Here is a 26,572-nt window from a genome sequence, read left to right as displayed (position 1 = left end):
CGCCGTTCCGGACGCTTCCGATTCATCGATTCGTTCTGCCGGGCTAGGCCGCGCGGGCGATCTCGGCCCGCATCGCGGCGATTGTAGCCGCGTAGTCCGTCGCCCCGAAAATCGCGCTGCCGGCGACGAAGGTGTCTGCCCCGGCGGCCGCGATCTCGCGGATGTTGTCGACCTTCACGCCGCCGTCGATCTCCAGCCGGATCTCGCGACCGGCGTGGGACGCGGTGTAGGCGTCGATCAGCGCACGCGCCTCGCGCAGCTTGTCCAGCGAGGCCGGGATGAAGCTCTGGCCACCGAAGCCCGGGTTGACCGACATCAGCAGCACCATGTCGACCTTGTCCATGACGTACTTCAGGCAGTCCAGCGGCGTCGCCGGGTTGAACACCAGGCCCGCCTTGCAGCCGGCGTCGCGGATCGCCTGCAGGCTGCGGTCGATATGCCGCGTCGCTTCCGGGTGAAAGGTGATGTAGCTCGCCCCGGCCTTGGCGAACAGCGCGGCGAGTGCGTCGACCGGCTCGACCATCAGGTGCACGTCGATCGGCGCAGTGATGCCGTGCTTGCGCAAGGCCTCGCAGATCGCCGGACCGAAGGTCAGGTTCGGCACGTAGTGGTTGTCCATGACATCGAAGTGGACGATGTCGGCGCCGGCCGCGAGCACGCGCTCCACGTCATCGCCGAGACGGGCGAGGTTGGCGGAGAGGATGCTGGGGGCGATCAGCGGCGCGAGCCTGGCCATGGGCGGTCCCGGACGAAAAGGGCCGCCATTATTCCAGAACGAACCGGCCCCGGTTCAGCCCGTCAGGCGCCGCGAGAACGGGTCCTCGGAGCGGGCGGTGCGCAGCGGCGGCGTGGCGATGCCGGCGCCGCGGCCGTAGCCGTAACGCGCCGCCGTTTCCGCGGTGATCTGCTGAATGATCTGGCGATCCGACGCGTCGAGCCCCGGTCCGCCGACGGCGCCGCAGCGCAACTGGGCCACGCAACGCTCGAAGTAGGCCGGCCCGGCATCGAGCGCGCAGTGCGCGAACAGGCGGCGCAGGCTGCGCTCCGGCTCCATGCACAGATCCTCGTGGCGCACGATCAGCACGGCTTCGCGCAGCGCGGGCATGGCGTCGAGACGGTCGGCCACGAAGCGGTACAGGTCGTTCCATGCCCGAGCATAGCCCTCCGCCTCGCGACCGGCGGCCCAGGCTGCCGCGATGGCCGATGCCTCCGATCCATCGCCGATGTGAACAGGGCGACGATCGAGCCCGAACTCGAAGTGTCCGAGCCGGCTCATGTAGCGCAGCGCGCGCGGGTCCGCGGCGTGACGCTCGGCGAACCGCCGGTGCTGGCGCATCAGCGAGGCGACATGCGCCGCGGGCTCGCGCACCGGCAGGACGAAGCGCGCATCCGGAAACAGGTTCAGCAGGTACTCGATGCGCGTGGTGTTGTAGTTGCCCTTGGCCAGATAGCGCCGGCCGCCGCGCAGCAGCAGCAGCTTGCGCAGGTGGTCGCGGTAGAAGTCCTCGAACACCGGCGCATCGGTCATGAAGCCGAGCACGTCGCTGGCCCCCGGCCGGTGCAGGTGCGGGAAGAAGCCCATCCACAGCACCTCCTCGACGGCCTCCGGACTGTCCGGCGTGACCAGGATGCCGTCGCCGTGCGCACGTTCCGTCGCTGCGGCCGGCGGGCGCTGCGCGCGGTCGAGAAAGCGGTTCCACCACCACGGCGTGTACACCAGCGGAAAGTCGCGATAGCGATGCGTCGCCATGTCCGGATGGGCGGCCAGCATTTCCAGCAGCACGGTGCTGCCCGAACGGGCCAGGCCGCTGACGTAGACCGGCGCCTGGATCGGCGTGGCCTGGATGCGCTCGCGCAAGGCGGACGACTCCAGGCGGCCGAGCCGCTGCCACAGCCGCGGCCGGCGCGCGACGGAACCGCCGAGCCAGTCGACCCAGGCCGGCACGGCAAACGACGTCGTCGCGGCCCGATCGGAAGAAGCTTGAGTGTTCATGTCGGTCTCACTCGCTCATTGCAGGCGCAGGGCGCGCTTCAGTCCCAGTGCGACCACGGTCAGCACGCCGAAGAACAGGAACTCCCAACCCCGCATCCACTGCGGCCCCCAGGCGATGAACTCCCGGCGCGGCAGGTCGATCTCGACCCGGTCGACCGGCTGTCCATCCGGCAGGAACCCGAGCGGCCCCACGATCATGGCCGTGCGCCAGGTGCGCTTGGCCAGCACCGGCACGGGGGCCTGCATCTCGACCTCACCGAGCGGGCGGCCCGCGTCGTCGCGCAGACTCACGCGCGGCGGCTCGGTCCGCCCGTCGCGCCGGGACTGCGCCGGCCGCCACTGCGCCTGCAGCGGTGCCGGCTCGGCGCGAACGGCGACAGGCTGCTGTGCCTGGGGAAAGACGTGTCCGTAGCTCTGGGCGAGCCAGGACGCGAGCAGGATCATCGGCAGCAGCGCCACGAGCGCCGGAACGACGACCAGCCCGAGCTGCCTGAAGGCGCTGCCGAGCATCCGCCGCATCAGCGGCAGCGCTTCGTGCATCTCGCCATCGAAGCGGTCGAGCCGGTCGCGAGCCACGGCCAGCTCGCGCTTGGCCGCGGCGATACGCCGCTGCGGCGACAGGGCGCCATACAGCAGCATGGTCAGCGCGCCGCCCACGACGCTCCACAGCGTCAGGCGCATCGCCGGACCGAGCATCGCCGACATCTGCAGGTCGACCCAGCCCAGCGCACGTGGCGGCAGTTCGAGCCAGTCCATGGCCGCGACCCGCGTCAGTGTCCGTCGTGCGGCCGCGTCCGCACCGGGCCCGGCGGCGCATCGGCCGCCGCCGCCGCATCCGCGGTCTGTTCAACGCGACGCCGGCGCATCATCCGTCGCAGGGGCCAGGCGAGCACGAAGAACAGGGCCGCGCCGATGGCGGCGATGACGGCCCACAGCGCACCGACCAGACTCAGGCCGGCACCGGGACCGATATAGGCCGTCGCCGGCCACGCGACCAGCGCGCAGACGCTGGCGACACCCAGACTCACGATGCGATTCATGACCGGATCCTCCTGTTGCGTTGCTGTTCCAGATGTCCGCGGAACGCGGTTTCGAGACCGGCGGCGTCGATGCGCTGTCCCCAGGAGACCACGGGAATCAGGCGCTCGCCCTCGCCTCCGCGAACGGGGTTGACGTACTCCCAGACGATCTCGCCCTGCTGCGTCACCTCGAGCAGGCGACCGCCGTCGGACTCGGTGATCAGGGTGTTGCCGTTGGCCAGCCGCTGCTGCGCGGAGCGGATGCGGCTGTCCAGCGGCGCGTCGGCGCTGCCGGCGTAGCTCCAGACGATCCGTTCATCCTTCGGGTCGATCTCGATCACGCGCGACTGTCCATGCGTGCCGAAATGCCCGTTGTTGTCGAACAGCAGGATGTGTCCGTTGTCGAGCATGTCCGGATCGTGCTGGCCGACCCAGGAGCCGCGCATGGCCCACACGAGCTTGCCGCGATCCGGGTCGAGGACCGCGATGGCGCCGGTCTCGCGCATCGACAGCAGCAGCTGGCCCTCGCGGGCGAAGTCGAAGTGCCGCGCGATGCCGGCGTCGATGTAGTCGATCGTGTTGGTATGCAGGTAGTCGCCGCTGCGCCCCAGGTACCACGGCGAGCGGTCGAGCAGGCGCAGGTAAGGCGTGCCGTCGTGCGCCTGCAGCAGCGGGATCTTGCGCAGCTCCCGCCCCTCGGCCGACAGCTCGACGACGAAGTCGTCGATGCGCGGCGGCTTCAGGTGCAGCCGCGGCTCGAATGCCTCGTCGACGATCTCGTGCGTCAGCGTGAAGATGCGGCCGTCCGGCGCGACGTCGACGTCATGGTGGGCGTTCTGCAGATAGGTCCAGATGACCCGCGACTCGCGGTCCATCTTGACCAGGCCGTAGCCGTGCGGCGTGTCGCCGACGCCGTCGTAGACCGCGAGCAGGTCGCCGTTCGGATGGAGCACGGCCTTGCGGAAGTAGATGTGTGTCCCGGCCACCGGCTTGCGCACCGACGACGACTGCGCATCCCAGATCTGCTCGTAGGGCAGCTTCCATTCGTGCACCACGGTGCCGTCGGCATCGATCAGCAGCGCGCCCTGCGTGTGCCCGGAGGTGTACAGCGTGTAACCCGGCTGCATGCGTGCCGGATCGCTCACGGTGACGCCGCGACGCGCGCTGCGCGCTTCGCGCCACAGGTCGGACGCATACGGATCGGATGCGCCGCTGCGCTGCTGCAGCAGTGCGCGCCCCGCCAGGTGCGCGTCGCGCAGCCAGTCCGCGGGAAAGCGCTCGGCGAGCACCACCCAGGCACCGCCGAGAAAGGCCAGCAGGCTCAGGGCCAGTACGGACAGCACATTGAAGAGGCGATCGGTCATCGGCGTCATCGGTCGTGATGGCCCATGCAAGGGCCCTGTTCCACGATGGCCACCGTAGTCGCGCCGCACTGAACATCGGCTGAAACCCCGGCGCCGCAGGGCTTTACCCCCCTGCACCGCTTCTCCACAATGCGCGCCTCACCGCCGGGCCGCGCCATGAACGCTCTGTACGAATCCTCGATCACCAGCCTGCCGCGCGTGCACCGCGGCAAGGTGCGCGACATCTATGCGCTCGGCGACGATCACCTGCTGATCGTGACCAGCGACCGCCTGTCGGCCTTCGACGTGATCCTGCCGCAGCCGATCCCCGGCAAGGGCGCGGTGCTCACCGCGGTCAGCAACTTCTGGATGGCGCGTTTCGCCGGTGTGCTGCCGAACCATCTCGCGCCCGAGATCGACCTCGCCAGCCACCTGACGCCGGCGGAACTGCAGCAGGTCGCCGGCCGCTGCAACGTCGTGCGCAAGCTCAAGGCGCTGCCGATCGAGGCGGTGGCCCGCGGCTATCTGATCGGCTCGGGATGGAAGGACTACAACAGGACCGGCGCCGTCTGCGGCATCGCCCTGCCGCCGGGACTGCAGCTCGCCGACCGGCTGCCGCAGCCGATCTTCACGCCGGCCGACAAGGCCCCGGTCGGCCAGCACGACGAGAACATCGATTTCGCCGAGGTCGAACGCCGCATCGGCGCGGACCTCGCTGCACAGGTGCGCGACACCACGCTGCGCCTCTATGCCGAAGCCGCCGAGTACGCGCGCGAGCGCGGCATCATCATCGCCGACACCAAGTTCGAGTTCGGCCTCGACGAGCACGGCGTGCTGCACCTGATCGACGAGGCGCTCACGCCGGACTCCTCACGCTTCTGGCCGGCCGAGACCTACCGTCCCGGTATCAGCCCGCCGAGCTTCGACAAGCAGTTCGTGCGCGACTACCTGGAAACGCTGGACTGGAACAAGCAGGCGCCCGGCCCGCAGCTGCCGAAGGACATCATCGACAAGAGCGCGGCCAAGTATCGAGAAGCGCAGCGCCTGCTGACCGGCGACTGAGCGGTCCCGACAATGAGCTTCGTCTCCGCCGCCGTCCTGCTGTTCCTGGTCATGGACCCGCTCGGCAACATCCCGCTGTTCCTGTCGGCGCTCAAGCAGGTGCCGCCGGAGCGCCAGCGCAAGGTGATCCTGCGCGAGATGCTGATCGCGCTGGCCGTGCTGCTGCTGTTCCTGTTTCTCGGCGGACAGATGCTGCGCCTGCTCGGCCTGTCGCAGCCGGCCCTGTCGGCGGCCGGCGGCATCATCCTGATGATCATCGCGCTGCGCATGGTGTTCCCGTCGCGCGATCACTCGCTGCACGAGGAGGTCTCCGCCGAGCCCTTCATCGTGCCGCTGGCGATTCCCTACATCGCCGGGCCGTCGGCACTGGCCACGGTGCTGCTGCTGATGAGCCGCGAGCCGGGACGCTGGATCGAGTGGACCGGCGCGCTGCTGCTGGCCTGGGGCCTGTGTCTGCCGGCGATGCTCGCGGCCACGCGCCTGCGCGACATCCTCGGCGTGCGCGGACTGACCGCGGTCGAACGCCTGATGGGTCTGATCCTCGTCACCATCGCGGTCGAGATGCTCATGGGCGGCATCTCCCAGTGGTGGCTGCTGCATCGCTAGGAGCCCGGGCGACAGGAACCGCGCAGGCTCCTAGCCGCGTTCGCGCAGCCGCGGCTATGCTGCCGCGACCACGCAGCGCCGCTCCTGCACATCGGCGGCGGACTGCACGACCGCAGCGTCGGTGACCGCCGCCAGAGTCCGAACCCGAGGAGTGAAGCCATGCAGATCAAGATCGAAATCGACGTTCGCCCGGATGAGCTGCGCCGCTTCCTCGGCCTGCCCGACGTCAGCGCGCTGCCGTCCGATGTGGTCGGTTTCGTGCGCGAGCTGGCGGGGGCGGCCAGCGAGTTCGACGCGGCAGGCTTCGTCAAGACCAACCTCGGCACGCTGCGCAAGAACCCGGCGTTCCAGAAACTGATCGCCCGCATCCGCATCGCCGAGGAGGAACAGGCGGCCGCGGCGGCGCCGGCCAAGCCGCGAAGGCGGACGGCGAGCGGCCGCGCCGGCAAGCGTCGCAAGCAGCGCGACGACGCCACGCCCTGAACGGACGATCAGCGGGCGATCAGCGCGCGCGCCGCAGACGCCGGGCGCCGCCGCGCAGATCCCGGGCGAGGCCCTGCCAGAGCTGCCGCCGCACCGCGTGATCGCGACGCAGCCGATTGCGCGATTCCGGCAGCAGATCCACTTGGTCGCGCAGCAGTTCGCGCGCGCTGCGCGCCTGCCAGGCCAGCCGCAGGCGCTCGCCGGCGGCGTTGAGATGCGCGTTGAGGGCATCGGCCTCATGCAGGGCGATCAGGGCTAGACCGTCCAGCAGACGGTCGATCGGTGCAGCTTGTCGGGGGCGGTGCGACGTCATGGAGTCACGCTTTCGATCAACAAAAAAGGGGTTGAGGAAAGAATCCCCAACCCCTTGCCGCCACCGGACGGGCCGGCGGCGAAACCCGCGTTACGGCAAGCCTGCCCCCCTTAGGCGGCTGCCGCGGCCTTGCGCGCCTTGCCGGTGGTCTTGCGCGCGGTCTTCTTCGCCGCGGCCTTCGGCGCCTCGCCATTGATCTTGGCGCTGATGCTGCCGTAGCCGCTCTTCAGCGTCTTCGCCAGCTGGTCGCCGGCCTTGGAGAAGGTCGACAGGCTGTCGCTGTAGGCGCCGACCACGGTGTTCTTGCCTTCCGGCAGGTAGGCGATCGGGTTGCTGGCAACGGCCTTGATGCCGTCGGCCTTGGCCTTCTCGAAGCTGGCCTGGGCCAGATTCACGAGTTCCTTGCCGGCGGCGACGTTGGTCTGCACGACCGTCTGCACGCCGTCGACGATGATCGCGTTGGCGGCCTTGAGCGTTTCCACGCCGGCCTCGATCACGTCCTGGCCACGCGTCACGACCACGTCGGCACGCGTCTTCACATCGTTCACGAGCGATTCCACATTCACTTCACACCCTCCTCGAAAGACAAATCCACACGGTAGAGACCACTGAAATGCTGCGATGCAACATTTGTTGCGCTGCATCATATTGGCGCACCCGGAGGCTGTCAACTACCGACGGGCGGCGCGCGGGAACGCCCCGGCCCGGGCGCCCGCCGGCGGCCGGAAAAGACCGATCCGGTATGCTCCCGCGCCATGGATCGCTACCTGCAACGGCTGCGCGAGCTGCTCTGGGATCTCGAGGCTTCGGCGCGCTACCCCAAGCGCCTGGTCGTGCTCGGCCGCTACGGCTTCGTGCTCGCGCGCGACCTGATCGAAGGCCAGCTCAACATGCGGGCGATGAGCCTGGTCTACACGACCCTGCTGTCGATCGTCCCGCTGCTGGCGCTGGCGTTCTCGGTGCTCAAGGCGCTGGGTGTGCACAACTCGCTGGAGCCGGTGCTGCTCGAGCTGCTGCGTCCGCTCGGCGCCCAGGCCGAAGACATTTCGGCGAACGTCATCGGCTTCGTCGAGAACATCCGCGTCGGCGTGCTCGGCTCGCTCGGCGTCGCGCTGCTGTTCTATGCAGCGCTGTCGCTGATCCAGAAGGTCGAGTCGGCGTTCAACTTCATCTGGCGCATCGAGCGGCCGCGGCCGCTGTCGCAGCGCCTCGGCGAATACTTCGCCGTGCTCACCGTCGGGCCGGTCGCGGTGTTCGCGGCGCTGGGCGTGACCGCGAGCATCTTCAACAGCGCGGTCATGCTGCGCATCGGCAGCATCGAACCCTTCGGCCTGCTGATCTTCATCGCCGCACGCCTGCTCCCGTACGCACTGATCATCGGCGCCTTCACCTTCCTCTACGCCTTCGTGCCGAACACGCGCGTGCGCCTTCGCGCCGCGGCGCTCGGCGGACTGCTCGCCGGCGTGCTGTGGCAGGCCGGCAGTACGGCGTTCGCCTCCTTCGTCGCGCACGCACCGAACTACAACGCGGTGTACTCCGGCTTCGCGATCGTGATCTTCCTGCTGATCTGGCTCTACGTCGGCTGGCTGATCCTGCTGATCGGCTGCCAGCTCGCGTTCTACATCCAGCACCCCGAGCACCTCAAGCCGCGACGGACGCCGGCCAGCCTGTCGGGGCGCGCCACCGAGTACCTCGCACTGATGATCATGGGCCTGACCGGCCGGCGCTTCATGGCCGGCAGGCCCGGCTACACGCAGGAGGAACTGGCGCTGGCGCTGCACGCCGAACCCGACCACGTCGCCCGTGTCGTCGAGGTGCTGCTGTTCCACGGCCTGCTCGTCGAGACCGGGCACGACCGCACGCAGCTGATTCCGGGCATGGATCTCGACTCGATCGAGCTGGCGCGGCTGTGGCGGCTTGCGCGTGCCGGCGCCAGCACGCTGCCGCAACCGGGGGACGAGCTCGGTCGTGAGGTCGCGGACCTGCTCGGCGCCGCCGAGAAGTCCTTCGAGGAACGCACCGGCCCCCTGTCGCTGCGCCGCTGGCTGAGCCGCGACGGCAGCGGCGACTGAGCCGGCCTATTTCTCGACGAAGGCGCGCTCGATGACGTAGTCGCCGGGGGTGCCGATGTGCGGCGAGATCGAGAAGCCGCGCGCATCCAGGATCGCGCTGGTGTCCGCGAGCATCCCCGGGCTGCCGCACATCATCACGCGGTCGGTCTGCGGATTGAGCGGCGGCAGGCCGATGTCGGCAGCGAGCCGGCCGTTCTCGATCAGCTCCGTGAGCCGTCCCTGGTGCTCGAAGGGTTCGCGGGTGACCGTCGGGTAGTAGATCAGCTGCGCCCGCACCTGCTCGCCGAGAAACTCGTGCTGCGGCAACTCGTCGCGGATGTAGTCGTAGTACGCGAGATCGCTGACGCGGCGCACGCCGTGCACCAGCACCACCTTCTCGAAGCGCTCGTAGACGTCGGGATCGCGGATCAGGCTCAGGAACGGCGCGAGGCCGGTGCCGGTCGCCAGCAGGTACAGGTGCCGACCCGGCTTGAGGTCGTCGAGCACGAGCGTCCCGGTCGGCTTGCGGCTGACGAGGATCTGGTCGCCACTCTTCAGATGCTGCAGGCGCGAGGTCAGCGGCCCGTTGGGCACCTTGATGCTGAAGAACTCCAGCGTCTCGTCGTGATTGGGGCTGGCGATGCTGTACGCGCGCAGCAGCGGCCGCCCTTCGACCGGCATGCCGACCATGACGAAGTGGCCATTGCGGAAGCGCAATGCGCTGTCACGCGTCGTCGTGAAGCTGAACAGCGACTCGTTCCAGTGACGGACGTTGAGGACGGTCTCGTTGGCGAAGGCAACCATGCTGCAACCCGGTGAACAGTGATGAGCGCGCACCTTACGCAGCGGAACCGGCCGCGTCAGCCCCCGCGATGCGTTCGTTCTAACGAAAGATCGCCGGGGCAGCAGAGCCCGCGCCGGGCGTCACATCTCCGGCAGCGTGATGTTCATCTCCAGCACCTCGAGCCCGGCCTCGCGCTGCACGTGCACGTTGACCGCCGTGTCCGGAACCTGCACGTACTTGCGCACGACCGCGAGGATGTCCTCGCGCAGCTTCGGCAGGTAGGCCGGTGCATTGGAACGGCCGTCGCGCTGATGCGCGACGACGACCTTGAGACGCTCCTTGGCAAGCGCCGCGGTGTTCTTGGGTTCGGATCGGAAGAATTTGAGCCAGTCCATAGCGCCCTCCTCAGGGTCCGAACAGGCGGCCGAGCAGCCCCTTCTTCTCGGCCGTGAGGAATCGATGCGCACGCTCCTCGCCGAGGAAGCGCGCGACCACGTCGTCGTAGGCGAGTCCCGCATCGGACGCCTTGTCGACGATCACCGGCGTGCCGGCATTCGACGAGGTCAGCACCGCCTGCGATTCGGGCACGACACCGAGCAGGGGGATCGCCAGGATCTCCTTGACGTCATCCACCGACAGCATCTCGCCCTTGGCCACGCGCGCGGGGTTGTAGCGCGTGAGCACCAGGTGTTCCTTGACGCGACCGTCGCCGCTCTCGGCCTTGCGCGTCTTGCTCGACAGCAGCCCGAGCACGCGATCCGAGTCGCGCACCGACGACACCTCGGGATTCGTCACGACCAGGGCCTCGTCGGCGTGATACATCGCCAGGTGTGCACCCTTCTCGATGCCGGCCGGCGAGTCGCAGACGATGTACTCGAACTCCTTGGACATCTCCTCGAGCACGCGGCCGACGCCGTCGGCGGTCAGCGCGTCCTTGTCGCGGGTCTGGCTTGCCGCGAGGATGTAGAGGTTCTCGTGCTGCTTGTCCTTGATCAGCGCCTGGCGCAGCGTCGCCTCGCCCTGGATCACATTGACGAAGTCGAACACGACGCGACGCTCGCACCCCATGATGAGGTCGAGGTTGCGCAGACCGACATCGAAGTCGATCACCGCGGTCTTGTGGCCGCGCATGGCCAGGCCCGTGGCAAAGGACGCGCTGGTGGTGGTCTTGCCGACCCCGCCCTTGCCCGAGGTCACGACGACGATTTTTGCCAAGGCGTTCTCCTGATTCCGGTCTTCCCATGCTCCGGTGCGCGCCGGAGCCATCCATTTGTCCTGTCCACGATCGATCAGCCTTCCAGGCGCTCGATGCGCAGCTTGCCGTCCGCCAGCCAGACCTGCACGGCCTGCCGGCGCAGTTCGCCCTGCATCTGCTCGGCGACGGCGTAGACACCCGCCACCGCCACCAGCTCGGCCTCGAAGCGCCGGCAGAAGATGCGGGCGTCGGCATCGCCGCGTGCCCCGGCGATCGCGCGGCCGCGCAGCACGCCGTAGACGTGCACGCAGCCGTCGGCGGCGATTTCGGCCCCGGCGCTGACCGTGCTGAGCACGATCAGGTCACCCTCGGCCGCGTAGATCTGCTGTCCCGAGCGGACCGGCTCGGTGACGATGCGCGCCGAACGCCGCGGTGCGGGCGCCGCCGGCGCCGGCTCGGCCGGAACCGCTGCGCTGCGACTTCGCTGGCCGCCGTCCGCCGGCAGCACCGCGAGCCCGCAGGCCGCTGCCGCACCGGCCAGCGGACCGTCGGCAACGCCGACCGGCTGCATTCCGACCTCGCGCATCGCGGCGATCACCCCCTCGATCGGAACCGCACGATCGGCCTCCAGCATCACCGGCATGCCCCGGACCGCCTGCGGCATCTGGCGGGCGAACTCCTGCAACTGCGTGCTGATCGCGTTCGGATCGGGGTCGAGGATGCGCGCGCGTGTCAGCGACAGCATGCGGCCCTTGAATTCCAGCGCTTTGTTCGACGTCATGACGGCTTCGTGCGGTTGCCGGATTGTACACGGCCCGCGGCCGCCGGCCGGCTCCGCGGGCACTGGCTCGTGTTTTGCTTCCGCCCCCCAACATGCTATTGAAGCGTTCAGGCAGAGCCGTCCACGAACCGGGGAACTCCCTCTCGCAACCGCGTATGGCGATCGACTGGCACCAGTACCGCTGCAACGGTTATCACGACGAGCTGTTCGAAAAGCCCGGCCAACCGCGCGCCGCCGCGCGCCGGCTCGTCGACTACCTCGGCAACCTCGGCGCGGCGGAACTCGCCGAACGGCGCCTCGCCGCCGAGCTGGCGATCAAGATCATGGGCGTGACCTTCACGGTCTACTCGGAGGGCCGCAACGTCGACCGCTCGTGGCCGTTCGACGTGATTCCGCGCGCGATCACCAGCCGCGAATGGGCGCGCACCGAGGCCGGCCTGAAGCAGCGCGTCCAGGCCCTTAACCACTTCATCCAGGACATCTACGGCGAGCAGAAGATCGTCCGCGACAAGGTCTTCCCGGCGTCGCTGCTCAAGGAGTCGGTCAACTTCCGACCGCAGTGCGTCGGCATGAAACCACGCCACGGCGTCTGGGCCCACATCTGCGGCTCCGACCTCGTGCGCGACCTGGACGGCACGCTCTACGTGCTCGAGGACAACCTGCGCGTCCCGTCCGGCGTCAGCTACATGGTGGAGAACCGGCTGGTGACCAAGCGCGTGTTCCCGGAGCTGTTCGAGACCGGCAGCATCCTGCCGGTCGACGACTACCCGGCGCAGCTCTACGACATGCTGGCGGCGATGTCGCCGCGCCCGGGCAACCAGCCGAGCATCGCGCTGCTCACGCCGGGCATCTACAACTCCGCCTACTTCGAGCACTCCTGGCTCGCGCGCCAGATGGGCATCGAGTTGGTCGAGGGCCCGGACCTCTTCGTCGGCGACGATGACATCGTCTACATGCGCACGGTCTACGGCCCCAAGCGCGTCGACGTCATCTACCGGCGCATCGACGACCTGTTCCTCGACCCCGAGGCGTTCCGGCCGGACTCGGTGCTCGGGGTCAAGGGTCTGATGCGCGCATGGCTCAAGAACAAGGTCGCGCTGGTCAATGCGCCGGGTGCCGGCGTGGCCGACGACAAGGTGGTCTACGCCTTCGTGCCCGCCATGATCAAGTACTACCTTGGCGAGGACGCCATCCTCCCGAACGTGCCGAGCTGGCTATGCATGCGCAAGAAAGATCGCGAGCACGTGCTGGCGAACCTGGACAAGCTCGTGGTCAAGCCGGCCAACGAATCCGGCGGCTACGGCATGCTGATCGGCCCGCGCGCGTCGAAGAAGGAACGCGAGAAATTCGCGGACCTGATCCGCGCCAACCCGCGCAACTACATGGCGCAGCCCACGCTGTCGCTGTCGACGGCGCCGACGCTGACCGAGGACGGCATCGAGCCGCGGCATCTCGACCTGCGTCCGTTCATCCTGTCGCGCGGCGACTCGGTCTACGTCACCACCGGCGGCCTGACGCGCGTGGCGATGACCAAGGGCTCGCTGGTGGTCAACAGCTCGCAGGGCGGCGGTGCCAAGGACACCTGGATCGTCGACCTCGACGGCGAAACGGAGCCCCCCGTGCAGGTGCAGACCCAGGCGCAGAAGGGCGGACGGCAGACGCAGTCGCAGGGATCGGCAGCCCGGCCCGCCCGCCGCCGGAGACCCGGATGACGCCGGTCACGTCTTCCCTGGAGCGTCGCTGATGCTTTCGCGTGTCGCCGACGACCTGTACTGGTTCGGACGCTACATCCAGCGTGCCGAGAACACCGCGCGCGCCATTGTGGTGCATTCGAACCTGGTGCTCGACCTGCCGCGCAACGTCGCTGTCGGCTGGTCGGCGCTGGTCGAGATCATGGGCGTCGACGACCTGTTCCGGGCGCGTTACGGGACCGGCTATGCCGAGGCGGACGTCGTGCGCTTCCTCGTGCTCGACGCCGACAACCCGGGCTCGGTCGCCTCGTCGCTGGCCAGCGCGCGCGAGATCCTGCGCACCGTGCGCGAGTCGATGCCGCACGAGACCTGGGAGCACATCAACAACGTGCACCTCATCCTGCAGGAAGGCGGCGAGCGCCTGTTGACGCGCAGCCGGCGTCAGGACCTGCTGCAGCACGTGCTCGATGCGGCGCTGATGACCTACGGCATCCTTATCGCCAGCATGAGCCACGACGTCGGCTTCCAGTTCATGCGGCTCGGCACCAATCTGGAGCAGGCCGACATGACCACGCGCATCATCGATGTGCGCACGTCGAGCCTGATCAAGCCGCGCGCCGCCGACGAAGCACTGCGCCCGTTCCAGAACATCCAGTGGATGAGCGTGCTCAACTCGCTGACCGCCTACCACATGTATCGCCGCCACGAGCGGGCACGCGTGCGCGGCACCGCGGTGCTGCGCTACCTGCTACAGGACCGCGAGTTTCCGCGCTCGGTGATGTTCTGCCTGAACATGATCGGCGCGACGCTGCCGAAGCTGCCGCCGAGCCGCGCTGCCGAACGCGCACTGGAGCGCACCGGGGCGGTCGTGCGCGACGCCAACATCGAAAGGCTGGTGGAGTCCGGGCTGCACGACTGGCTCGACGAGGTGCAGGTCGGCATCGGCAAACTGCACGAGGCGATTGCCGCGAGTTACTTCAAGGCCTGAGCCGCAAGTCGCCTGTCAGTCGTCGGCCCCGTCAGTCGTCGACTTCATCCCGCAGCAGGCTGCCCTGCGCGTCCGACATCTCCCAGTCGAAGCGCGGCAGGCTGCGGAAGGCCGACATCAGGGCCTGCCCCCAGGCCTCTCGCAACTGCGCCAGCAGCGGCGTGTCCAGGTCGAGCCGCAGGGTGTGCGTGATGCGCAGCGCATCGCGCGGCAGCATCGCCAGATCGATCGGCGGTCCGACCGAGATGTTCGACTTCATCGTCGAATCCAGCGACACCAGGGCGCAGCGTGCGGCGTCCTCGAGCGGCAATGACGGACGGATGACGCGGTCGAGGATCGGCTTGCCGTACTTGCTCTCGCCGATCTGCAGGTACGGCGTTTCCGGCGAGCTGGAAATGCAGTTGCCCTCGGGGTAGATCAGGTACAGCGCCGGTTCCTCGCCCTGGATCTGCCCCCCCAGGATCAGGGTGGTGCGCAGATCGACGGTATTGCCAAGCTGCATGTGTGCGGCGGTGTCGCGTTGCGCTTTGACCGACACCGCGCCGACGTACTCCGCCGCGTCGAACATGTGGCGCACGTTGCGCAGGCTCACGGCGGCGGCGGGATCGTCGAGATCACGCTTGAGGTGCGCGAGCACGGCCTGGGTCGTCGCCAGGTTGCCGGCCGACAGCACCGTGAACACGCGTTCGCCGGCGAACTCGAAGACATGCAGCTTGTTGTAGGTGCGCACGTCATCGACGCCCGCGCTCGTGCGGGTATCGGCGGCGAAGACCAGTCCCTCGTTGACCTTGATGGCGACGCAGTACGTCATGCGGTGCAGCGTTCCGGCAGGGGTTCGGGCGGCGGCGGGTACCGGCGCGGCGGCGTAGTGTAGGCGCAGCGACCGCGCACGTCATCGCGCCATCGCAGGCCCTCTCGCACAACTTGTGCCGCCGAAAACCCCCGTGCAAGACTCGGTCCCGCCCCTGACCTGCGAGACCGCCGATGACCGCCGCGCAGATCGAGTTCTACTGGGACTCGGCCAGCCCCTACACCTACCTTGCTGCGACCCAGATCGAGGCGCTCGCCGCGCGCTACGGCGCCAGCGTGGTCTGGAAGCCGTTCCTGCTCGGCAAGGCCTTCGAAGCCACCGGCAACCGCGCGCCGGCGACGATCCCGGCCAAGGGCAAGTACCTGTTCCAGGACCTGCGCCTGTGGGCGCAGCACTACGGCGTGCCCTTCCGCTTTCCGTCGGTCTTCCCGGTGGCGAGCCTGGGCTCGCTGCGCGTCGCCTGCACGCTGGCGGACGCCGACATCGGCCGCTGGGCGCTGGCGGTCATGCAGGCGTACTGGACCGAAGACCGCGACATCGGCCAGCCGGACGTGCTCAAGGCCGTCGCGGCCACGCTCGGCTGGGACGGCGAGGCCCTGCTCGCGCAGGCGCAGACCCCGGCTGCCAAGGACCGCCTCAAGGCCAATACCGCCGAGGCCGTCGAGCGCGGCGTATTCGGCGCACCGACCTTCTTCGTCGGCAAGACCATGTTCTGGGGCAACGACCGCTTCGAGCTGATGGAGGAAGTGCTCAGCGGGCGACTCGCCGCCTGATGCGCCGCGCGGCCCTGCTCACCGGGCTGGTCGCGCTGCTCGCCGCCTGCCAGAGCCCGGCGCCGCGCGTTGCGGCGCCCGCACAGACCGTTGCGACGCCCGACCTCGAAGCGCTCTACGCCCGGCGACGGGCGCAGGGGCATACCGTCTATCGCGTCGATCCGGCCGCGTCTGACGTCCGTATCTACGTGTTTCGCGGCGGGCGCGCGGCGCCGCTCGGCCACAACCATGTGCTGTCGGCGCCGGACTTCGACGGCTACGTGAGTCTCGACGGCGAGGCCGCGACGTCGGCGCATTTCGACCTGCGCTTCGCCTTCGATGCGCTGACCATCGACGACCCCGCGCTTCGCGAAGCTACCGGCGGCAGCTTCGCCGGTCCGCGATCCGAATCGGACATCGCCGGCACCCGTCGCAACATGCTCGGCGAGCGCGTGCTCGACGCCGCGAACGCCCCCGCGCTGCATCTTCACGCGCTGCGCGTGGAAGGCGACTGGCCGGTGCTGGTGGCGCGCATCGCCGTCGACTGGCGCGGCCGGCGCCACGAGGACGACGTGCTGCTGCAGGTCGACCGCGACGACGAGGGCCTGCGCGCGCGCGGTGAACTGGTGCTGCGGCAGACCGACCTCGGCATCACGCCGTTGTCGATTCTCGGCGGCCTCGTCGCGGTACAGGATCCCGTCGGGGTGCGCTTCGACCTCCGCGCACAAAAATGGCGCAACGAGCCGTAAGTCATTGACAGAGCTGCAAAACCCGATCCGTATAATGGGCCGCTCATTCGATCGACCAGCGGGGGCACCGCAAGATGCCAAGCGCAGCGCGAAACCGGAGCGTCGTCGCCGGCCTGCTGTTGTGGACGATGCTGCCGCAGCCATCGGCCGCCGGCGACGACAACGAGCAGGACTGGCGGCTCGGCGGCGCCGCCCGCTTCAACTACGGCTGGCTCGACTACGGCCCTGACAAGGGCGACGGCGCCTTCGATCTGGAGCTGTTGCGGGTCGACGCCAGCGGCGAGCAGGGTGCGCTGTTCTTCTCGCTGCAGTACCGCTGGTACGAGGACTTCGACGCGATCCACCACGCCTGGCTCGGCTGGCGCGTCGACGAGGCGCGCGACCTGCGCGCCGGCGTCGTGCAGGTGCCGTTCGGGCTGCTGCCGTATGCCTCTCACGGCTTCTGGTTCGGTTCCGGCTACTACCTCGGCATCGAGGACGACTACGACCTCGGGGCGGTCTGGCGCGACGCGCGCGATGACCGGCGCTGGCATCTGGCGCTGTTCGCCGGCGACGAGTACCGCAACGGCGGCGAATTCGACCGCTATTCCTTCGACGTGGCGACCACCGACGCCCTGCCGTACCGCGAAGCCGAGCGCGTGCATCTGCGTTACGCCCGCGATCTCGACGGCGACGGCTGGCGTGGCGAGGCCGGCGGATCGGCCTTCGTCGGCCGCATCGAGAACCGCGCCACCGGCGGCGACGATGTGCATTGGGGCACAGCCGTGCATGCGGAACTGGTCCGCGGCGACTGGTCGCTGCAACTGCAGTGGGCGCACTACGACTACGGCGTCGACGGCGACCGCATCGCGCTGTCGGCCTTCATGTTCCCGTTCGAGATCGCCGCCGAAGCCGATGTGCTGACCGCCAACCTCGCCTACGCGCTGCCGCGCACCGGCTGGCTGGACGCCATCACCTGCTACAACGACCTGAGCACGACACAGGTCGACGGCCCCGGCCTGCGCGACTCCTGGCAGAACGTCAGCGGCTGCAGCTTCGCCAAGGGGCCGATGTTCACCTACGTCGACTGGATCGCCGGACACAACATGTGGTTCGTCGGCGGTCCCGGCGTCGGCATCCGCGAGCCGGGCGGCGACCGCTGGCGCTCGCGCCTGAACGTCAATCTCGGCCTGTACTTCTAGGGACGCCACCGACCATGAGCGAGCGCAACGCCGCCCCCGCGCGCAGCTGGATCCGCATCAATCCGCCGGTGTTCCTCGCCTCGGCGATCCTGACGCTGGCTTTCGTCGCCTACGCCGCCTCGGCACCCGAGTCCGCCGACCGCGTGTTCGGCGCGGTGCAGAACTGGGTCGTCGACACCGCCGGCTGGTTCTACGTGCTGGCCGTCGCCGGTTTCCTGGTATTCGTCGTGCTGCTCGCGGCCTCGGGCTACGGCCGCATCAAGCTCGGACCGGACCACAGCGAACCGGATTACAGCTACACCTCGTGGTTCGCGATGCTGTTCTCGGCCGGCATGGGCATCGGCCTGATGTTCTTCGGCGTCGCCGAACCGATCATGCACTACGCCGATCCGCCGGCCGGCGACGCGCAGACGGTGGAGGCGGCGCGCCAGGCGATGCGCATCACGATGTTCCACTGGGGCATGCACGCCTGGGCGATCTACGCGGTGGTGGCCCTGTCGCTGGCCTTCTTCGCCTTCCGCCACGGGCTGCCGCTGACGATCCGCTCGGCCTTCTATCCGCTGATCGGCGAGCGCATCCACGGGCCGATCGGACATGCCGCCGACACCTTCGCGGTGCTAGGCACGATTTTCGGCGTCGCCACGTCGCTGGGCTTCGGCGTGATCCAGGTCAACAGCGGCCTGCACTACCTGTTCGAGGTGCCGGTTTCCACCGGCGTGCAGATCGCCCTCATCGCCGGCATCACTGCGGTGGCGACGCTGTCGGTGGGCCTCGGGCTCGACAGCGGCATCCGCCGCATCTCCGAGCTCAACATGGTGCTCGCGGTGCTGCTGCTGGCCTTCGTGCTCGTGGCCGGGCCGACGGTGTTCCTGCTGCAAACCCTCGTGCAGAACACCGGCATGTACCTGTCGAACCTGTTCGAGATGACCTTCAACCTCTACGCCTACGAACCCAGCGGCTGGATCGGCGGCTGGACCCTGTTCTACTGGGGTTGGTGGATCGCCTGGTCGCCGTTCGTCGGCATGTTCATCGCACGCGTGTCGCGCGGCCGCACGATCCGCGAGTTCGTCGTCGGCGTGCTGCTGGTGCCGGTCGGCTTCACCTTCATGTGGATGACCTTCTTCGGCGATACGGCGATCCACATGGTCATGATGCGCGGCATCGGCGAACTTCCCGAGGCCGTGGCCGCCGACACGTCAGTGGCGCTGTTCAAGTTCTTCGAGTACCTGCCCTTGTCCGGCATCGCCTCGCTGATCGCGACGCTGCTCGTCGTCACCTTCTTCGTCACGTCGTCGGACTCCGGTTCGCTGGTGGTCGACATGCTGACCTCGGGCGGCCAGGAGGAATCGCCGCTGTGGCAGCGCATCTTCTGGGCCGTGATCGAAGGCATCGTCGCCGCGACCCTGCTCGTCGCCGGCGGCCTCAACGCCCTGCAGACCGCGACGATCGCCAGCGCCCTGCCGTTCGCCCTGGTCATGATCGTCATGTGCTGGGGACTGCTGCGTGCCCTGCGCATCGAGGGCTACAAGCGTCTGAGCCTGCGCGACATCCGCATCGGCGCCCGCAGCCCGCAGACACTGAGCTGGCAGAAGCGCCTCAGCGGCATCGTGCACCAGCCTTCGCGAAGCGAGGTGCTCGCCTACCTCGAACAGACGGTGCGACCGGCGCTGGAGGACGTGGCCGCCGAGCTGCGCAGCAAGCAGCTCGATGCCCGCGTCGGCAACGGCGACGACGGCCGCGTCTGGGTCGAGGTCGGTCACGGCGCAGCCATCGACTTCTTCTACTCGGTGCGACCGCGCGCCTACGAGCCGCCGGCCTTCATCCTGCGCGACACGCGCAGCGACCGGCAGGCGCAGATGAAGTACTACCGCGCCGAGGTGCACCTGCGCGAAGGCGGTCAGGACTACGACATCATGGACTGGCGCCGTGAGGACGTGATCGGCGACGTCCTCGATCACTACCAGCGCCACCTGCACTTCCTGCAGGCGGTCGGCTGAGCCGGCAGGCGCCTACGCGGACCAGCGCAGGTCCAGCGTGCACGGGTAGTCCGGATTCGGTGTCTCCGCACGCAGCGGATACGGACCGGGCGTATGGCCGATCGGCTCGAAGCGCGCGATGCGCCGCGCCTCGGCCTCGAAGGCATTGACCGGATAGCTGTCGTAGTTGCGGCCCGCCGGATGGGCGACGTGGTAGGTGCAGCCCGCGACCGCACGCCCGCTCCAGGTGTCGTACAGGTCGAAGATCAGCGGCGTGTGCACGCCGATCGTCGGATGCAGGCACGACGCCGGCTGCCACGCGCGATAGCGCAGGCCGGCGACGTATTCGCCGTGTATCCCGGTCGGACGCAGCGGCAGCGGACGGCCGCCGCAGGTCACCGCGAAGCGGCCGGGTGACAGTCCGCCGACCCTGACCTGCAGCCGCTCCACCGACGAGTCGACATAGCGCGTCGTGCCGCCGGCACCCGGCTCCTCGCCGAGCACCGGCCACGGCTCCAGCGCATGCCGCAGCTCCAGTTCGATGTCCTGGTAGCGCAGCACGCCGTGGCAGGGGAAGCGGAACTCGAAATGCGGCGCGAACCAGTCGCGCTCGAACGCGAACCCGGCACGGCACAGGTCGTCGACGACCTCGCCCAGGTCGCGCCAGTTGTCATGCGGCAGCATCCAGCGGTCGTGCAAGGCCGTGCCCCAGCGCACCAGCGGACGTTCGTACGGCTCGCGCCAGAACCACGCGATCAATGCCCGCACCAGCAACTGCTGCGCGAGGCTCATGCGCGCGTGCGGAGGCATCTCGAAACCGCGCAGCTCGACCAGACCGAGACGGCCGGTCGGCCCGTCGGGCGAGTACAGCTTGTCGATGCAGAATTCGGCGCGGTGCGTGTTGCCGGTCAGATCGACCAGCAGATTGCGCAGCGTGCGGTCGACGATCCACGGCGGGACGTCCATGCCCTTCTTCGGCAACTGCGCAAGCGCGATCTCCAGCTCGTAGAGCTGCGAGTCGCGCGCCTCGTCGACGCGCGGATGCTGCGAGGTGGGCCCGATGAACAGCCCCGAGAACAGGTAGGACAGCGACGGATGGTTCTGCCAGTAGCGCAGCAGGCTGGCGAGCACATCGGGCCGGCGCAGGAACGGCGAATCGGCCGGCCGCGCGCCGCCGACGACGACGTGGTTGCCGCCGCCGGTGCCGACCGCGCGCCCGTCGATCAGGAACTTCTCCGCGGTCAGGCGCGACTGGTGCGCCGCTTCGTACAGCGACAGGGTGTTGTCGCGCAGCTCGTCCCAGGAACGCGCCGGCTGCACGTTGACCTCGATGACGCCGGGGTCGGGCGTCAGCTTCAGCGTTTCCAGCCGGGCATCCGCCGGCGGCGCATAACCCTCGATCCGGACCGGCAGCTGCGTCTCGGCGGCCACGTCCTCGATCGCCGCGACCATGTCGATGAAGTCCTCGGTGCGCGACAGCGGCGGCAGGAAGACGTTGATCCAGCCTTCGCGCGGCTCGACCGCGAGCGCCGTGCGCACGTGTACGCCGTTGACGTAGCGCCCGCGCGGCGGCGGCGGCGACGGTTCGCGCGCCGCCTGCTGCTCGCGCGTGCGCGCGGCCGGTGCGTCGCCGCGCATCTGCAGGAACGGCTGGCGCCGCGGGTCGGGGGACGGCAGCGTCTGCGGCAGCGCCCATGGATCGGCCGGCCAGCTCGCCGGCACGCTGCCGGGCGGCACCGGCGGCAGCGACTCCAGCGGCAGGCGCAGCCCGATCGGCGAGTCGCCCGGCACCAGGAACAGGCGGCCGCTGCGCAACAGCCAGCGCTCGCTCATCCAGCGCGCCGCCGCCTGCCAGCGCTGCACCGGCAGCACGTAGCCGCGAGCGTTGCCGAGGCCGCGCTCGAACACGCCGATCATGCGCGCGCGCTCTTCGGGATCGGACAGGCGGTTGTCCTTGGGATCGATGTTCACCGGCAGCCGGCGCTCGCGCACCAGGTAGTGCAGCGCGTCCTCATAGGCTTCGCAGACGTTGCGCGGATCGACGTCGAGCCGCTCGGCCAGTCCGAGCATGAACTGGTTGGCCTGCAGCAGGCTCACCGGCTTCGCCGGGTCCGGTGTGCGCACCGGCAGGCGCCACATCGGCTCGCCGTCGCGCCGCCAGTACAGCGTGTAGACCCAGCGCGGCAGCGACTCGCCCGGATACCACTTGCCCTGCCCCCAGGTGAGCAGACCTTGCGGCGCATGGTGGGCGCGCAGGCGCAGGGCCAGGTCGAGCGCGCGCTGCGCCTTGCTCGGACCGACCGCGGCGGTGTTCCATTCGGCGCCCTGCGGATCGTCGGCGGCGACGAAGGTCGGCTCGCCGCCCATCGTCAGGCGCACGTCGTCCTCGTTCAGCCGTGCATCGACGGACTGACCGAGGGCGTCGATCCGGTGCCACTGATCGTCGCTGTACGGACGGGTCACGCGCGGCGACTCGAACACGCGCGCGATGCGCATCTCGTGGCCGAACTCGACTTCGCAGGGCTCGACGCCACCGGTGATCGGTGCCGCCGTCGACGGCTCCGGCGTCGCCGCGAGCGGGATATGACCCTCGGCGGCGAACAGACCCGAGGTCGGGTCGAGACCGATCCAGCCGGCGCCGGGCACGAACACCTCCGCCCAGGCGTGCAGGTCGGTGAAGTCCTCGGCCGCGCCCACGGGGCCTTCGAGCGGCTTCACGTCGGGCTTGAGCTGCAGCAGGTAGCCCGAGACGAAGCGCGCGGCAAAGCCCAGGTGGCGCAGCATCTGCACCAGCAGCCACGACGAGTCGCGGCACGAGCCGGAACGCAGCGACAGCGTCTGCTCCGGCGTCTGCACACCCGGCTCCATGCGGATCAGGTAGCCGATGTCCTGCTGCAGCCGGCGGTTGAGCTCGACGAGGAAGTCGACCGTCGCGCAACCCTCCATCTGCACGCCGTCGAGGTAGGCCTGCAGCTGCGGGCCGGGCGCATCGACGCGCAGATAGGGTTCGAGATCGGTCTTCAGTTCCGGCGCGTAGGTGAACGGCAGCTCGCGTGCGTCCTCCTCGACGAAGAAGTCGAAGGGATTGATCACCACGAGATCGGCGACCAGGTCCACGGTGACGACGAAGTCCGTCACCTTGTCCGGGAACACGACCCGCGCCTGCCAGTTGCCGAAGGGGTCCTGCTGCCAGTTGATGAAATGCGGATCGGGCTCGATCTTCAGCGCATAGCTGCGCACGTTGGTGCGCGTATGCGGCGCCGGTCGCAGGCGGATGATCTGCGGCGACAGCCCCACCCGCCGGTCGTACCGGTAGCGGGTCTGGTGGTGCAGCGCGACGTGAATCGACATGAAGACCCTTCGTGGTGAGCTCGAACTTACCGTGGCGCGACGGCATCGCCCCGGCACCGCACCGCCCGACCCGTTCCGGCCGGGCGCCGAGGCCGCCGTCCAGGGACGTCCCCTCCGCTGGCAAAAGGCTTGCCACCGGGCGACCGCCGCAGTCTGCCTATACTGCGCGCGCCATGACAGACCCCGCTTCCGGCCTCGCCAGCCGATCCGAACACGTCCGCCTCCGCGGCCTGCGCTACCACGTCCGTCGCTGGGGTCGCCCGGACGCACCGATGGTGTTTCTCGGACACGGCTGGCTCGACGTCTCGGCGACCTTCCAGCTGCTCGTGCAGCCGCTGCTGCATCGCTGGCAGGTGCTGGCACCGGACTGGCGCGGCTTCGGCCACACGCAGTGGCCGGCCGACGGCTACTGGTTTCCCGACTACGTGGCGGATCTCGACGCGCTGGTGGCCCACTATTCGCCCGACGCGCCGCTGCGGCTCGTCGGCCACAGCATGGGCGCCCAGATCATGAGCCTCTACGCGGGGCTCAGGCCGGACCGCGTCGAGCGCTACGTGTGCCTGGACGGCCTGTTCCTGCCGGACATGGAAGCCGCGCGGGCACCCAAGGTGCTGCGCCGCTGGATGGATCTGTGGCCCGGCGACACGCGCGAGCGCTTCTATCCCTCGTTCGAGGCGCTGGCGCGGCGCGTGCGGGCCAAGCACCCGGCGCTGACGGCCGAGCGTGCGCTGTTCATCGCGCGCTGCTGGGGCGCGGCCGACGGCTTCGGCCGCATCCGCCTGCTCGCCGACCCCAAGCATCATCTGCCGATGGCGGCGCTGTACCGGGCCGCCGAGTCGAAGGCGATCTGGCAACAGGTGACCGCACGCACGCTGTTCGTCGACGCCGCCGACTCGATCTTCCCCCAGGCGATCGGCGCCGCCGAGACCGCCGAGCGCCGCGCCTGCTTCCGCGACCATGCGCAGCTGCGCATCGACGGGGCCGGCCACATGCTCCACTTCGATGCGCCCGAGGCGACCGGTGCCGCGATCGCCGCCTTCCTCGACACCGGCTGATCCCCCGGTTTGCGGGGTGTCGCTGCGGCACCGGTCCCCATACACTCCATATCTTGTACCCGGCGTCAGACCGGGCCGTCGGTGCGCGCCCCCGGACGAGGCGCACCGACAAGCGATATTCCTCATGGGGAGGACGGTGTTCGACGAACGATCGGTGCCCACCGAGTCGGGCGGATTTTTCCTGCGGATACGAAACCGCGGGCTGATCGCGGCTGCGTCCCGGCGCAATCCCGTCGACGAACTGGCTCCCGCCACGGTGCAGGCCCTCGAGCGCATCGCCCGTTCCAGCGGGCCGTTGCTGCGGCTGCCACGGGACGTCGAAGCGAGCTACCGCGAGCAGTGGCGGGTCAACGCCAACCAGATGCGCGTGCTGCTCGCCCTGCTGCCGGTGCTGATCTTCGGCGGGCTGGCCCTCGCACCGGTGCAGCGCCTGGGCCTGTCCGGCGCCTATCACGAACTGCTGACCCTGCTGTCGTTCTCGGTGATCGTGCCGACAGCGCTGGCGGCGGCCCTCGTCGCCTGGCTGTTGCCCGAGCGCGCCATCTCCGGCGCGTTCATCGCCGCCGGTGGCCTGGTCATCCTGGTCGCACTCGAAACCCTGCGAACGCAGGGCGTGCAGTGGGGTTACACCGCCGACCACGGACTGGCGGTGGCCGTGCCGGTGGCGCTGGCCGTGCTCGGCGGTTTCCGCTTCAGTCGCGTCATGGCGATGCACGCCTGCTATGTCGCGGTGGTCCTCGGCGGCAGCCTGATCGCCCTGACGCCGTCGCTGAGCCCGATCACCTGGGTCGGCGAAGCCGCATTGCTGCTGGTCTCGGCGCTGTCCGCACTGTGGATGGAGACGACCCAGCGCCGGAGCTGGGCGGCGCGGCGCCTGCTGCAGCTGCAGGCGCACCAAGACCCGCTGACCGGCCTGCGCAACCGGCGCGCGTTCGAGCTGCACTTCGAGCTGGCGGCGGCGCAGGCGCGGCGCGACGGCAAGTCGATGCTGTTCGCCCTGGCCGATCTCGACCACTTCAAGCTCGTCAACGACCGCTACGGCCACGACTACGGCGACGGCGCCCTCAGCGAAGTGGCCGTGGTGCTCAGCCAGTTCGGCCGCCGGCCGCTGGACCTGTGCGCGCGGCTCGGCGGCGAGGAGTTCGCCATCCTGCTGTACGACTGCGAACCCGCTGCGGCCGAGGACCGGCTGAGCGTGCTCGTCGCGCAGGTGCGGGCGCTGGGGATCGACAATGCCGACGCACCGCTGCGCAAGCTCACGATCAGCGCCGGTGGCGTGATCTCCGACGGCAGTCACAGCCTGTCCCTGCTCTATCGCAGTGCCGACGAGCAGCTCTATACCGTCAAGCGCGGCGGTCGCAACGGCGCACAGCTCGGGCCGCTGGTCGACAGCTGATCGGCCGTCGCCGGAAAGGCGGCATCTGCTAGATTCGCGGGCCGCCCAGCGCACGCCCCCCCCCGATGAACGACCTGCCCGCCACCGACTTCCTGCAGGCCACGACCCCGTGGCAGTCGGACGCCGGCGACGGCCCGACGCTGCGCGGGCGACGACGGGACAACGGCCGGCCGCTGATCCATTTCCTGCACGGCAACGGCTTCTGCGGCGGGGTTTACTGGCCGTTCCTGCGTACGCTGGCCTCCGACCACGCGTTGTTCTGCCAGGACCTCGAAGGCCACGGTGCGAGCGACGCGCCGCGGCGCTACTCCGGGACGCGCGCCATCATCGAACGCGTGCCGCAGGTCATCGACGAGCAATGCGCCGGCGCGATGCCGATGATCGGTCTCGGTCACAGTTTCGGCGCCGCCGTTACGCTGGCGGTGGCGGCACGGCGGCCGGAGCTGTTCCGCACGCTGGTGTTGCTCGACCCGATCCTGATCCCGACGCCGTCGTGGCTCGGCCTCAAGCTGGCCAACCGGCTCGGCCGCAACGCGATCGCCAACGCCGCGCGCCGGCGCCGCGATCGCTGGGCATCGCGCGACGAGGTCCTCGGTCGCCTGCGCGGCCGCGGCATCTATGCCGGCTGGCGCGAGGACGCGCTGGCCAGTTTCGTCGACTACGCGACCCGGGACGACGGCGACGGCCGGGTGCTGTGCTGCCCGCGCGAGATCGAGGCCGCGATCTTCGAGAACCCGGTCTATCCCTGGCGGCTGATCCGCCAGGTGCGCTGCCCGGTGCTGTTCGTCCACGGCGAATCCAGCTACCCGTTCCTGCCGCCGGCGGCGCGCCGCGCCGCCCGCTTGAACCCGAACATCACCGTGCGCACTATCCCCGGCGGCCACTGCTTCATGCAGGAGGACCCGGACCGCGCCGCAGCCGTCGTGCGCGAATTCCTGTCCGCCGCGACCTGGGAGCCTGGGCGGTAGAAACACGGGCGGCTGCGACCTTTT

Annotated in this window: 26 protein-coding genes; 13 read left to right on the top strand and 13 right to left on the bottom strand. The window is 69.3% G+C overall.

The genetic code is table 11. The features are described 5' to 3' along the window. Positions 1-43: 43 nt before the first annotated feature. Genes rpe through C8D93_RS12265 form a run of 5 tightly spaced genes read right to left on the bottom strand, consistent with a single transcriptional unit; the run spans position 44 to position 4,376 of the window. Positions 44-736, bottom strand: a complete 693-nt coding sequence (rpe, locus tag C8D93_RS12285; protein ID WP_110265493.1) for a ribulose-phosphate 3-epimerase — start codon at positions 734-736, stop codon at positions 44-46. Positions 737-790: 54 nt separating this feature from the next. After that, positions 791-1,993 carry a sulfotransferase gene (locus tag C8D93_RS12280; protein ID WP_110265492.1) on the bottom strand — a complete coding sequence of 401 codons (1,203 nt, stop codon included), beginning with the start codon at positions 1,991-1,993 and terminating at the stop codon, positions 791-793. Positions 1,994-2,008: 15 nt separating this feature from the next. Beyond that, complete coding sequence (locus C8D93_RS12275; protein ID WP_110265491.1) at positions 2,009-2,749, bottom strand: hypothetical protein; 741 nt, start codon at positions 2,747-2,749, stop codon at positions 2,009-2,011. A gap of 14 nt (positions 2,750-2,763) precedes the next feature. Further along, on the bottom strand, positions 2,764-3,033 hold the full coding sequence (locus C8D93_RS12270; RefSeq protein ID WP_245903900.1) for a hypothetical protein: 270 nt from the start codon (positions 3,031-3,033) through the stop codon (positions 2,764-2,766). Next, positions 3,030-4,376, bottom strand: a complete 1,347-nt coding sequence (locus C8D93_RS12265; RefSeq protein ID WP_170124014.1) for an arylsulfotransferase family protein — start codon at positions 4,374-4,376, stop codon at positions 3,030-3,032. Before C8D93_RS12265 ends, C8D93_RS12270 begins: the two co-directional genes overlap by 4 nt. Positions 4,377-4,532: 156 nt before the next feature. On the opposite strand from C8D93_RS12265, the gene C8D93_RS12260 reads away from it, so the two are divergent. The 3 genes from C8D93_RS12260 (at position 4,533) to C8D93_RS12250 (ending at position 6,506) form a co-directional block, all read left to right on the top strand. Continuing rightward, positions 4,533-5,417, top strand: a complete 885-nt coding sequence (locus C8D93_RS12260; protein ID WP_110265488.1) for a phosphoribosylaminoimidazolesuccinocarboxamide synthase — start codon at positions 4,533-4,535, stop codon at positions 5,415-5,417. Between the two features lie 12 nt (positions 5,418-5,429). Next, complete coding sequence (locus tag C8D93_RS12255; protein WP_110265487.1) at positions 5,430-6,023, top strand: MarC family protein; 594 nt, start codon at positions 5,430-5,432, stop codon at positions 6,021-6,023. A 159-nt stretch (positions 6,024-6,182) separates the two neighbouring features. Further along, positions 6,183-6,506 (top strand): hypothetical protein, encoded by a 324-nt coding sequence (locus tag C8D93_RS12250; RefSeq protein ID WP_110265486.1) that lies wholly within the window; start codon positions 6,183-6,185, stop codon positions 6,504-6,506. 19 nt (positions 6,507-6,525) lie between these two features. Here C8D93_RS12250 and C8D93_RS12245 read toward each other — a convergent pair whose 3' ends face one another. Both C8D93_RS12245 and C8D93_RS12240 read right to left on the bottom strand, forming a co-directional pair. Then, positions 6,526-6,819, bottom strand: a complete 294-nt coding sequence (locus C8D93_RS12245) for a hypothetical protein (protein WP_110265485.1) — start codon at positions 6,817-6,819, stop codon at positions 6,526-6,528. 110 nt (positions 6,820-6,929) lie between these two features. Then, entirely contained in the window at positions 6,930-7,367 is a 438-nt protein-coding gene (locus tag C8D93_RS12240; protein ID WP_245903899.1) for a hypothetical protein, read from the bottom strand. Between the two features lie 207 nt (positions 7,368-7,574). Here C8D93_RS12240 and C8D93_RS12235 point away from each other — a divergent pair, with 207 nt between their 5' ends. Continuing rightward, a complete protein-coding gene (locus C8D93_RS12235; RefSeq protein ID WP_110265483.1) occupies positions 7,575-8,891 on the top strand; it encodes a YihY/virulence factor BrkB family protein in 1,317 nt (438 codons plus the stop codon). Positions 8,892-8,897: 6 nt separating this feature from the next. Here C8D93_RS12235 and C8D93_RS12230 read toward each other — a convergent pair whose 3' ends face one another. The 4 genes from C8D93_RS12230 to minC all read right to left on the bottom strand — a co-directional run bounded on the left by C8D93_RS12230 (position 8,898) and on the right by minC (position 11,630). Next, on the bottom strand, positions 8,898-9,674 hold the full coding sequence (locus C8D93_RS12230; protein WP_110265482.1) for a ferredoxin--NADP reductase: 777 nt from the start codon (positions 9,672-9,674) through the stop codon (positions 8,898-8,900). Positions 9,675-9,794: 120 nt separating this feature from the next. Next, entirely contained in the window at positions 9,795-10,049 is a 255-nt protein-coding gene (gene minE, locus C8D93_RS12225; RefSeq protein WP_110265481.1) for a cell division topological specificity factor MinE, read from the bottom strand. Between the two features lie 10 nt (positions 10,050-10,059). Then, a complete protein-coding gene (gene minD / locus C8D93_RS12220; protein WP_110265480.1) occupies positions 10,060-10,869 on the bottom strand; it encodes a septum site-determining protein MinD in 810 nt (269 codons plus the stop codon). A gap of 74 nt (positions 10,870-10,943) precedes the next feature. Beyond that, a complete protein-coding gene (minC, locus tag C8D93_RS12215) occupies positions 10,944-11,630 on the bottom strand; it encodes a septum site-determining protein MinC (RefSeq protein WP_110265479.1) in 687 nt (228 codons plus the stop codon). A 155-nt stretch (positions 11,631-11,785) separates the two neighbouring features. Here minC and C8D93_RS12210 point away from each other — a divergent pair, with 155 nt between their 5' ends. Together C8D93_RS12210 and C8D93_RS12205 are read left to right on the top strand one after the other, a co-directional pair. Further along, positions 11,786-13,342 (top strand): circularly permuted type 2 ATP-grasp protein, encoded by a 1,557-nt coding sequence (locus tag C8D93_RS12210; protein WP_110265478.1) that lies wholly within the window; start codon positions 11,786-11,788, stop codon positions 13,340-13,342. A gap of 31 nt (positions 13,343-13,373) precedes the next feature. Beyond that, on the top strand, positions 13,374-14,309 hold the full coding sequence (locus C8D93_RS12205; protein WP_110265477.1) for an alpha-E domain-containing protein: 936 nt from the start codon (positions 13,374-13,376) through the stop codon (positions 14,307-14,309). Between the two features lie 31 nt (positions 14,310-14,340). Here C8D93_RS12205 and C8D93_RS12200 read toward each other — a convergent pair whose 3' ends face one another. Continuing rightward, positions 14,341-15,120: a proteasome-type protease gene (locus tag C8D93_RS12200; RefSeq protein ID WP_110265476.1), complete on the bottom strand. Its 780-nt coding sequence runs from the start codon at positions 15,118-15,120 to the stop codon at positions 14,341-14,343. A gap of 173 nt (positions 15,121-15,293) precedes the next feature. Here C8D93_RS12200 and C8D93_RS12195 point away from each other — a divergent pair, with 173 nt between their 5' ends. From C8D93_RS12195 to C8D93_RS12180, 4 genes are all read left to right on the top strand, one after another. Next, the gene (locus C8D93_RS12195) at positions 15,294-15,893 is read left to right on the top strand and encodes a 2-hydroxychromene-2-carboxylate isomerase (protein ID WP_110265475.1); all 600 of its coding nucleotides are present in this window, start codon (positions 15,294-15,296) and stop codon (positions 15,891-15,893) included. Next, a complete protein-coding gene (locus C8D93_RS12190) occupies positions 15,893-16,621 on the top strand; it encodes a YceI family protein (RefSeq protein ID WP_110265474.1) in 729 nt (242 codons plus the stop codon). The genes C8D93_RS12195 and C8D93_RS12190 overlap by 1 nt, the downstream gene beginning before the upstream one ends. Before the next feature lie 74 nt (positions 16,622-16,695). Continuing rightward, positions 16,696-17,802: a putative porin gene (locus tag C8D93_RS12185; RefSeq protein WP_211307314.1), complete on the top strand. Its 1,107-nt coding sequence runs from the start codon at positions 16,696-16,698 to the stop codon at positions 17,800-17,802. A gap of 14 nt (positions 17,803-17,816) precedes the next feature. Next, entirely contained in the window at positions 17,817-19,799 is a 1,983-nt protein-coding gene (locus tag C8D93_RS12180) for a BCCT family transporter (RefSeq protein ID WP_110265473.1), read from the top strand. A 12-nt stretch (positions 19,800-19,811) separates the two neighbouring features. Here the strand turns inward: C8D93_RS12180 and C8D93_RS12175 are convergent, their stop codons facing one another. Beyond that, positions 19,812-23,129, bottom strand: coding sequence for a transglutaminase family protein (locus tag C8D93_RS12175; RefSeq protein ID WP_110265472.1), 3,318 nt, complete (start codon positions 23,127-23,129; stop codon positions 19,812-19,814). 173 nt (positions 23,130-23,302) lie between these two features. Between C8D93_RS12175 and C8D93_RS12170 the strand changes: the two genes are divergently transcribed. The 3 genes from C8D93_RS12170 to C8D93_RS12160 all read left to right on the top strand — a co-directional run bounded on the left by C8D93_RS12170 (position 23,303) and on the right by C8D93_RS12160 (position 26,548). Continuing rightward, the gene (locus C8D93_RS12170) at positions 23,303-24,184 is read left to right on the top strand and encodes an alpha/beta fold hydrolase (protein ID WP_110265471.1); all 882 of its coding nucleotides are present in this window, start codon (positions 23,303-23,305) and stop codon (positions 24,182-24,184) included. Between the two features lie 136 nt (positions 24,185-24,320). Then, complete coding sequence (locus tag C8D93_RS12165) at positions 24,321-25,580, top strand: GGDEF domain-containing protein (RefSeq protein ID WP_110265470.1); 1,260 nt, start codon at positions 24,321-24,323, stop codon at positions 25,578-25,580. A 65-nt stretch (positions 25,581-25,645) separates the two neighbouring features. Next, positions 25,646-26,548, top strand: a complete 903-nt coding sequence (locus C8D93_RS12160; protein ID WP_110265469.1) for an alpha/beta fold hydrolase — start codon at positions 25,646-25,648, stop codon at positions 26,546-26,548. The last annotated feature ends 24 nt before the right edge of the window (positions 26,549-26,572 follow it).

The organism is Sinimarinibacterium flocculans (assembly GCF_003201205.1).
In the GTDB taxonomy this organism is placed as follows: Bacteria; Pseudomonadota; Gammaproteobacteria; order Nevskiales; family Nevskiaceae; genus Solimonas; species Solimonas flocculans.
Note: the sequence above shows the minus strand (reverse complement) of the source record. Positions and strands in the feature narration are given on the sequence as shown.

Excerpts from the sequence above, each read along its gene's own strand:
- rpe (WP_110265493.1), bottom strand. The coding sequence starts at position 736 with ATGGCCAGGCTCGCGCCGCTGATCGCCCCCAGCATCCTCTCCGCCAAC.
- C8D93_RS12280 (WP_110265492.1), bottom strand. The coding sequence starts at position 1,993 with ATGAACACTCAAGCTTCTTCCGATCGGGCCGCGACGACGTCGTTTGCC.
- C8D93_RS12275 (WP_110265491.1), bottom strand. The coding sequence starts at position 2,749 with ATGGACTGGCTCGAACTGCCGCCACGTGCGCTGGGCTGGGTCGACCTG.
- C8D93_RS12270 (WP_245903900.1), bottom strand. The coding sequence starts at position 3,033 with ATGAATCGCATCGTGAGTCTGGGTGTCGCCAGCGTCTGCGCGCTGGTC.
- C8D93_RS12265 (WP_170124014.1), bottom strand. The coding sequence starts at position 4,376 with ATGACCGATCGCCTCTTCAATGTGCTGTCCGTACTGGCCCTGAGCCTG.
- C8D93_RS12260 (WP_110265488.1), top strand. The coding sequence starts at position 4,533 with ATGAACGCTCTGTACGAATCCTCGATCACCAGCCTGCCGCGCGTGCAC.
- C8D93_RS12255 (WP_110265487.1), top strand. The coding sequence starts at position 5,430 with ATGAGCTTCGTCTCCGCCGCCGTCCTGCTGTTCCTGGTCATGGACCCG.
- C8D93_RS12250 (WP_110265486.1), top strand. The coding sequence starts at position 6,183 with ATGCAGATCAAGATCGAAATCGACGTTCGCCCGGATGAGCTGCGCCGC.
- C8D93_RS12245 (WP_110265485.1), bottom strand. The coding sequence starts at position 6,819 with ATGACGTCGCACCGCCCCCGACAAGCTGCACCGATCGACCGTCTGCTG.
- C8D93_RS12235 (WP_110265483.1), top strand. The coding sequence starts at position 7,575 with ATGGATCGCTACCTGCAACGGCTGCGCGAGCTGCTCTGGGATCTCGAG.
- C8D93_RS12230 (WP_110265482.1), bottom strand. The coding sequence starts at position 9,674 with ATGGTTGCCTTCGCCAACGAGACCGTCCTCAACGTCCGTCACTGGAAC.
- minE (WP_110265481.1), bottom strand. The coding sequence starts at position 10,049 with ATGGACTGGCTCAAATTCTTCCGATCCGAACCCAAGAACACCGCGGCG.
- minC (WP_110265479.1), bottom strand. The coding sequence starts at position 11,630 with ATGACGTCGAACAAAGCGCTGGAATTCAAGGGCCGCATGCTGTCGCTG.
- C8D93_RS12210 (WP_110265478.1), top strand. The coding sequence starts at position 11,786 with ATGGCGATCGACTGGCACCAGTACCGCTGCAACGGTTATCACGACGAG.
- C8D93_RS12205 (WP_110265477.1), top strand. The coding sequence starts at position 13,374 with ATGCTTTCGCGTGTCGCCGACGACCTGTACTGGTTCGGACGCTACATC.
- C8D93_RS12200 (WP_110265476.1), bottom strand. The coding sequence starts at position 15,120 with ATGACGTACTGCGTCGCCATCAAGGTCAACGAGGGACTGGTCTTCGCC.
- C8D93_RS12195 (WP_110265475.1), top strand. The coding sequence starts at position 15,294 with ATGACCGCCGCGCAGATCGAGTTCTACTGGGACTCGGCCAGCCCCTAC.
- C8D93_RS12190 (WP_110265474.1), top strand. The coding sequence starts at position 15,893 with ATGCGCCGCGCGGCCCTGCTCACCGGGCTGGTCGCGCTGCTCGCCGCC.
- C8D93_RS12185 (WP_211307314.1), top strand. The coding sequence starts at position 16,696 with ATGCCAAGCGCAGCGCGAAACCGGAGCGTCGTCGCCGGCCTGCTGTTG.
- C8D93_RS12180 (WP_110265473.1), top strand. The coding sequence starts at position 17,817 with ATGAGCGAGCGCAACGCCGCCCCCGCGCGCAGCTGGATCCGCATCAAT.
- C8D93_RS12175 (WP_110265472.1), bottom strand. The coding sequence starts at position 23,129 with ATGTCGATTCACGTCGCGCTGCACCACCAGACCCGCTACCGGTACGAC.
- C8D93_RS12170 (WP_110265471.1), top strand. The coding sequence starts at position 23,303 with ATGACAGACCCCGCTTCCGGCCTCGCCAGCCGATCCGAACACGTCCGC.
- C8D93_RS12160 (WP_110265469.1), top strand. The coding sequence starts at position 25,646 with ATGAACGACCTGCCCGCCACCGACTTCCTGCAGGCCACGACCCCGTGG.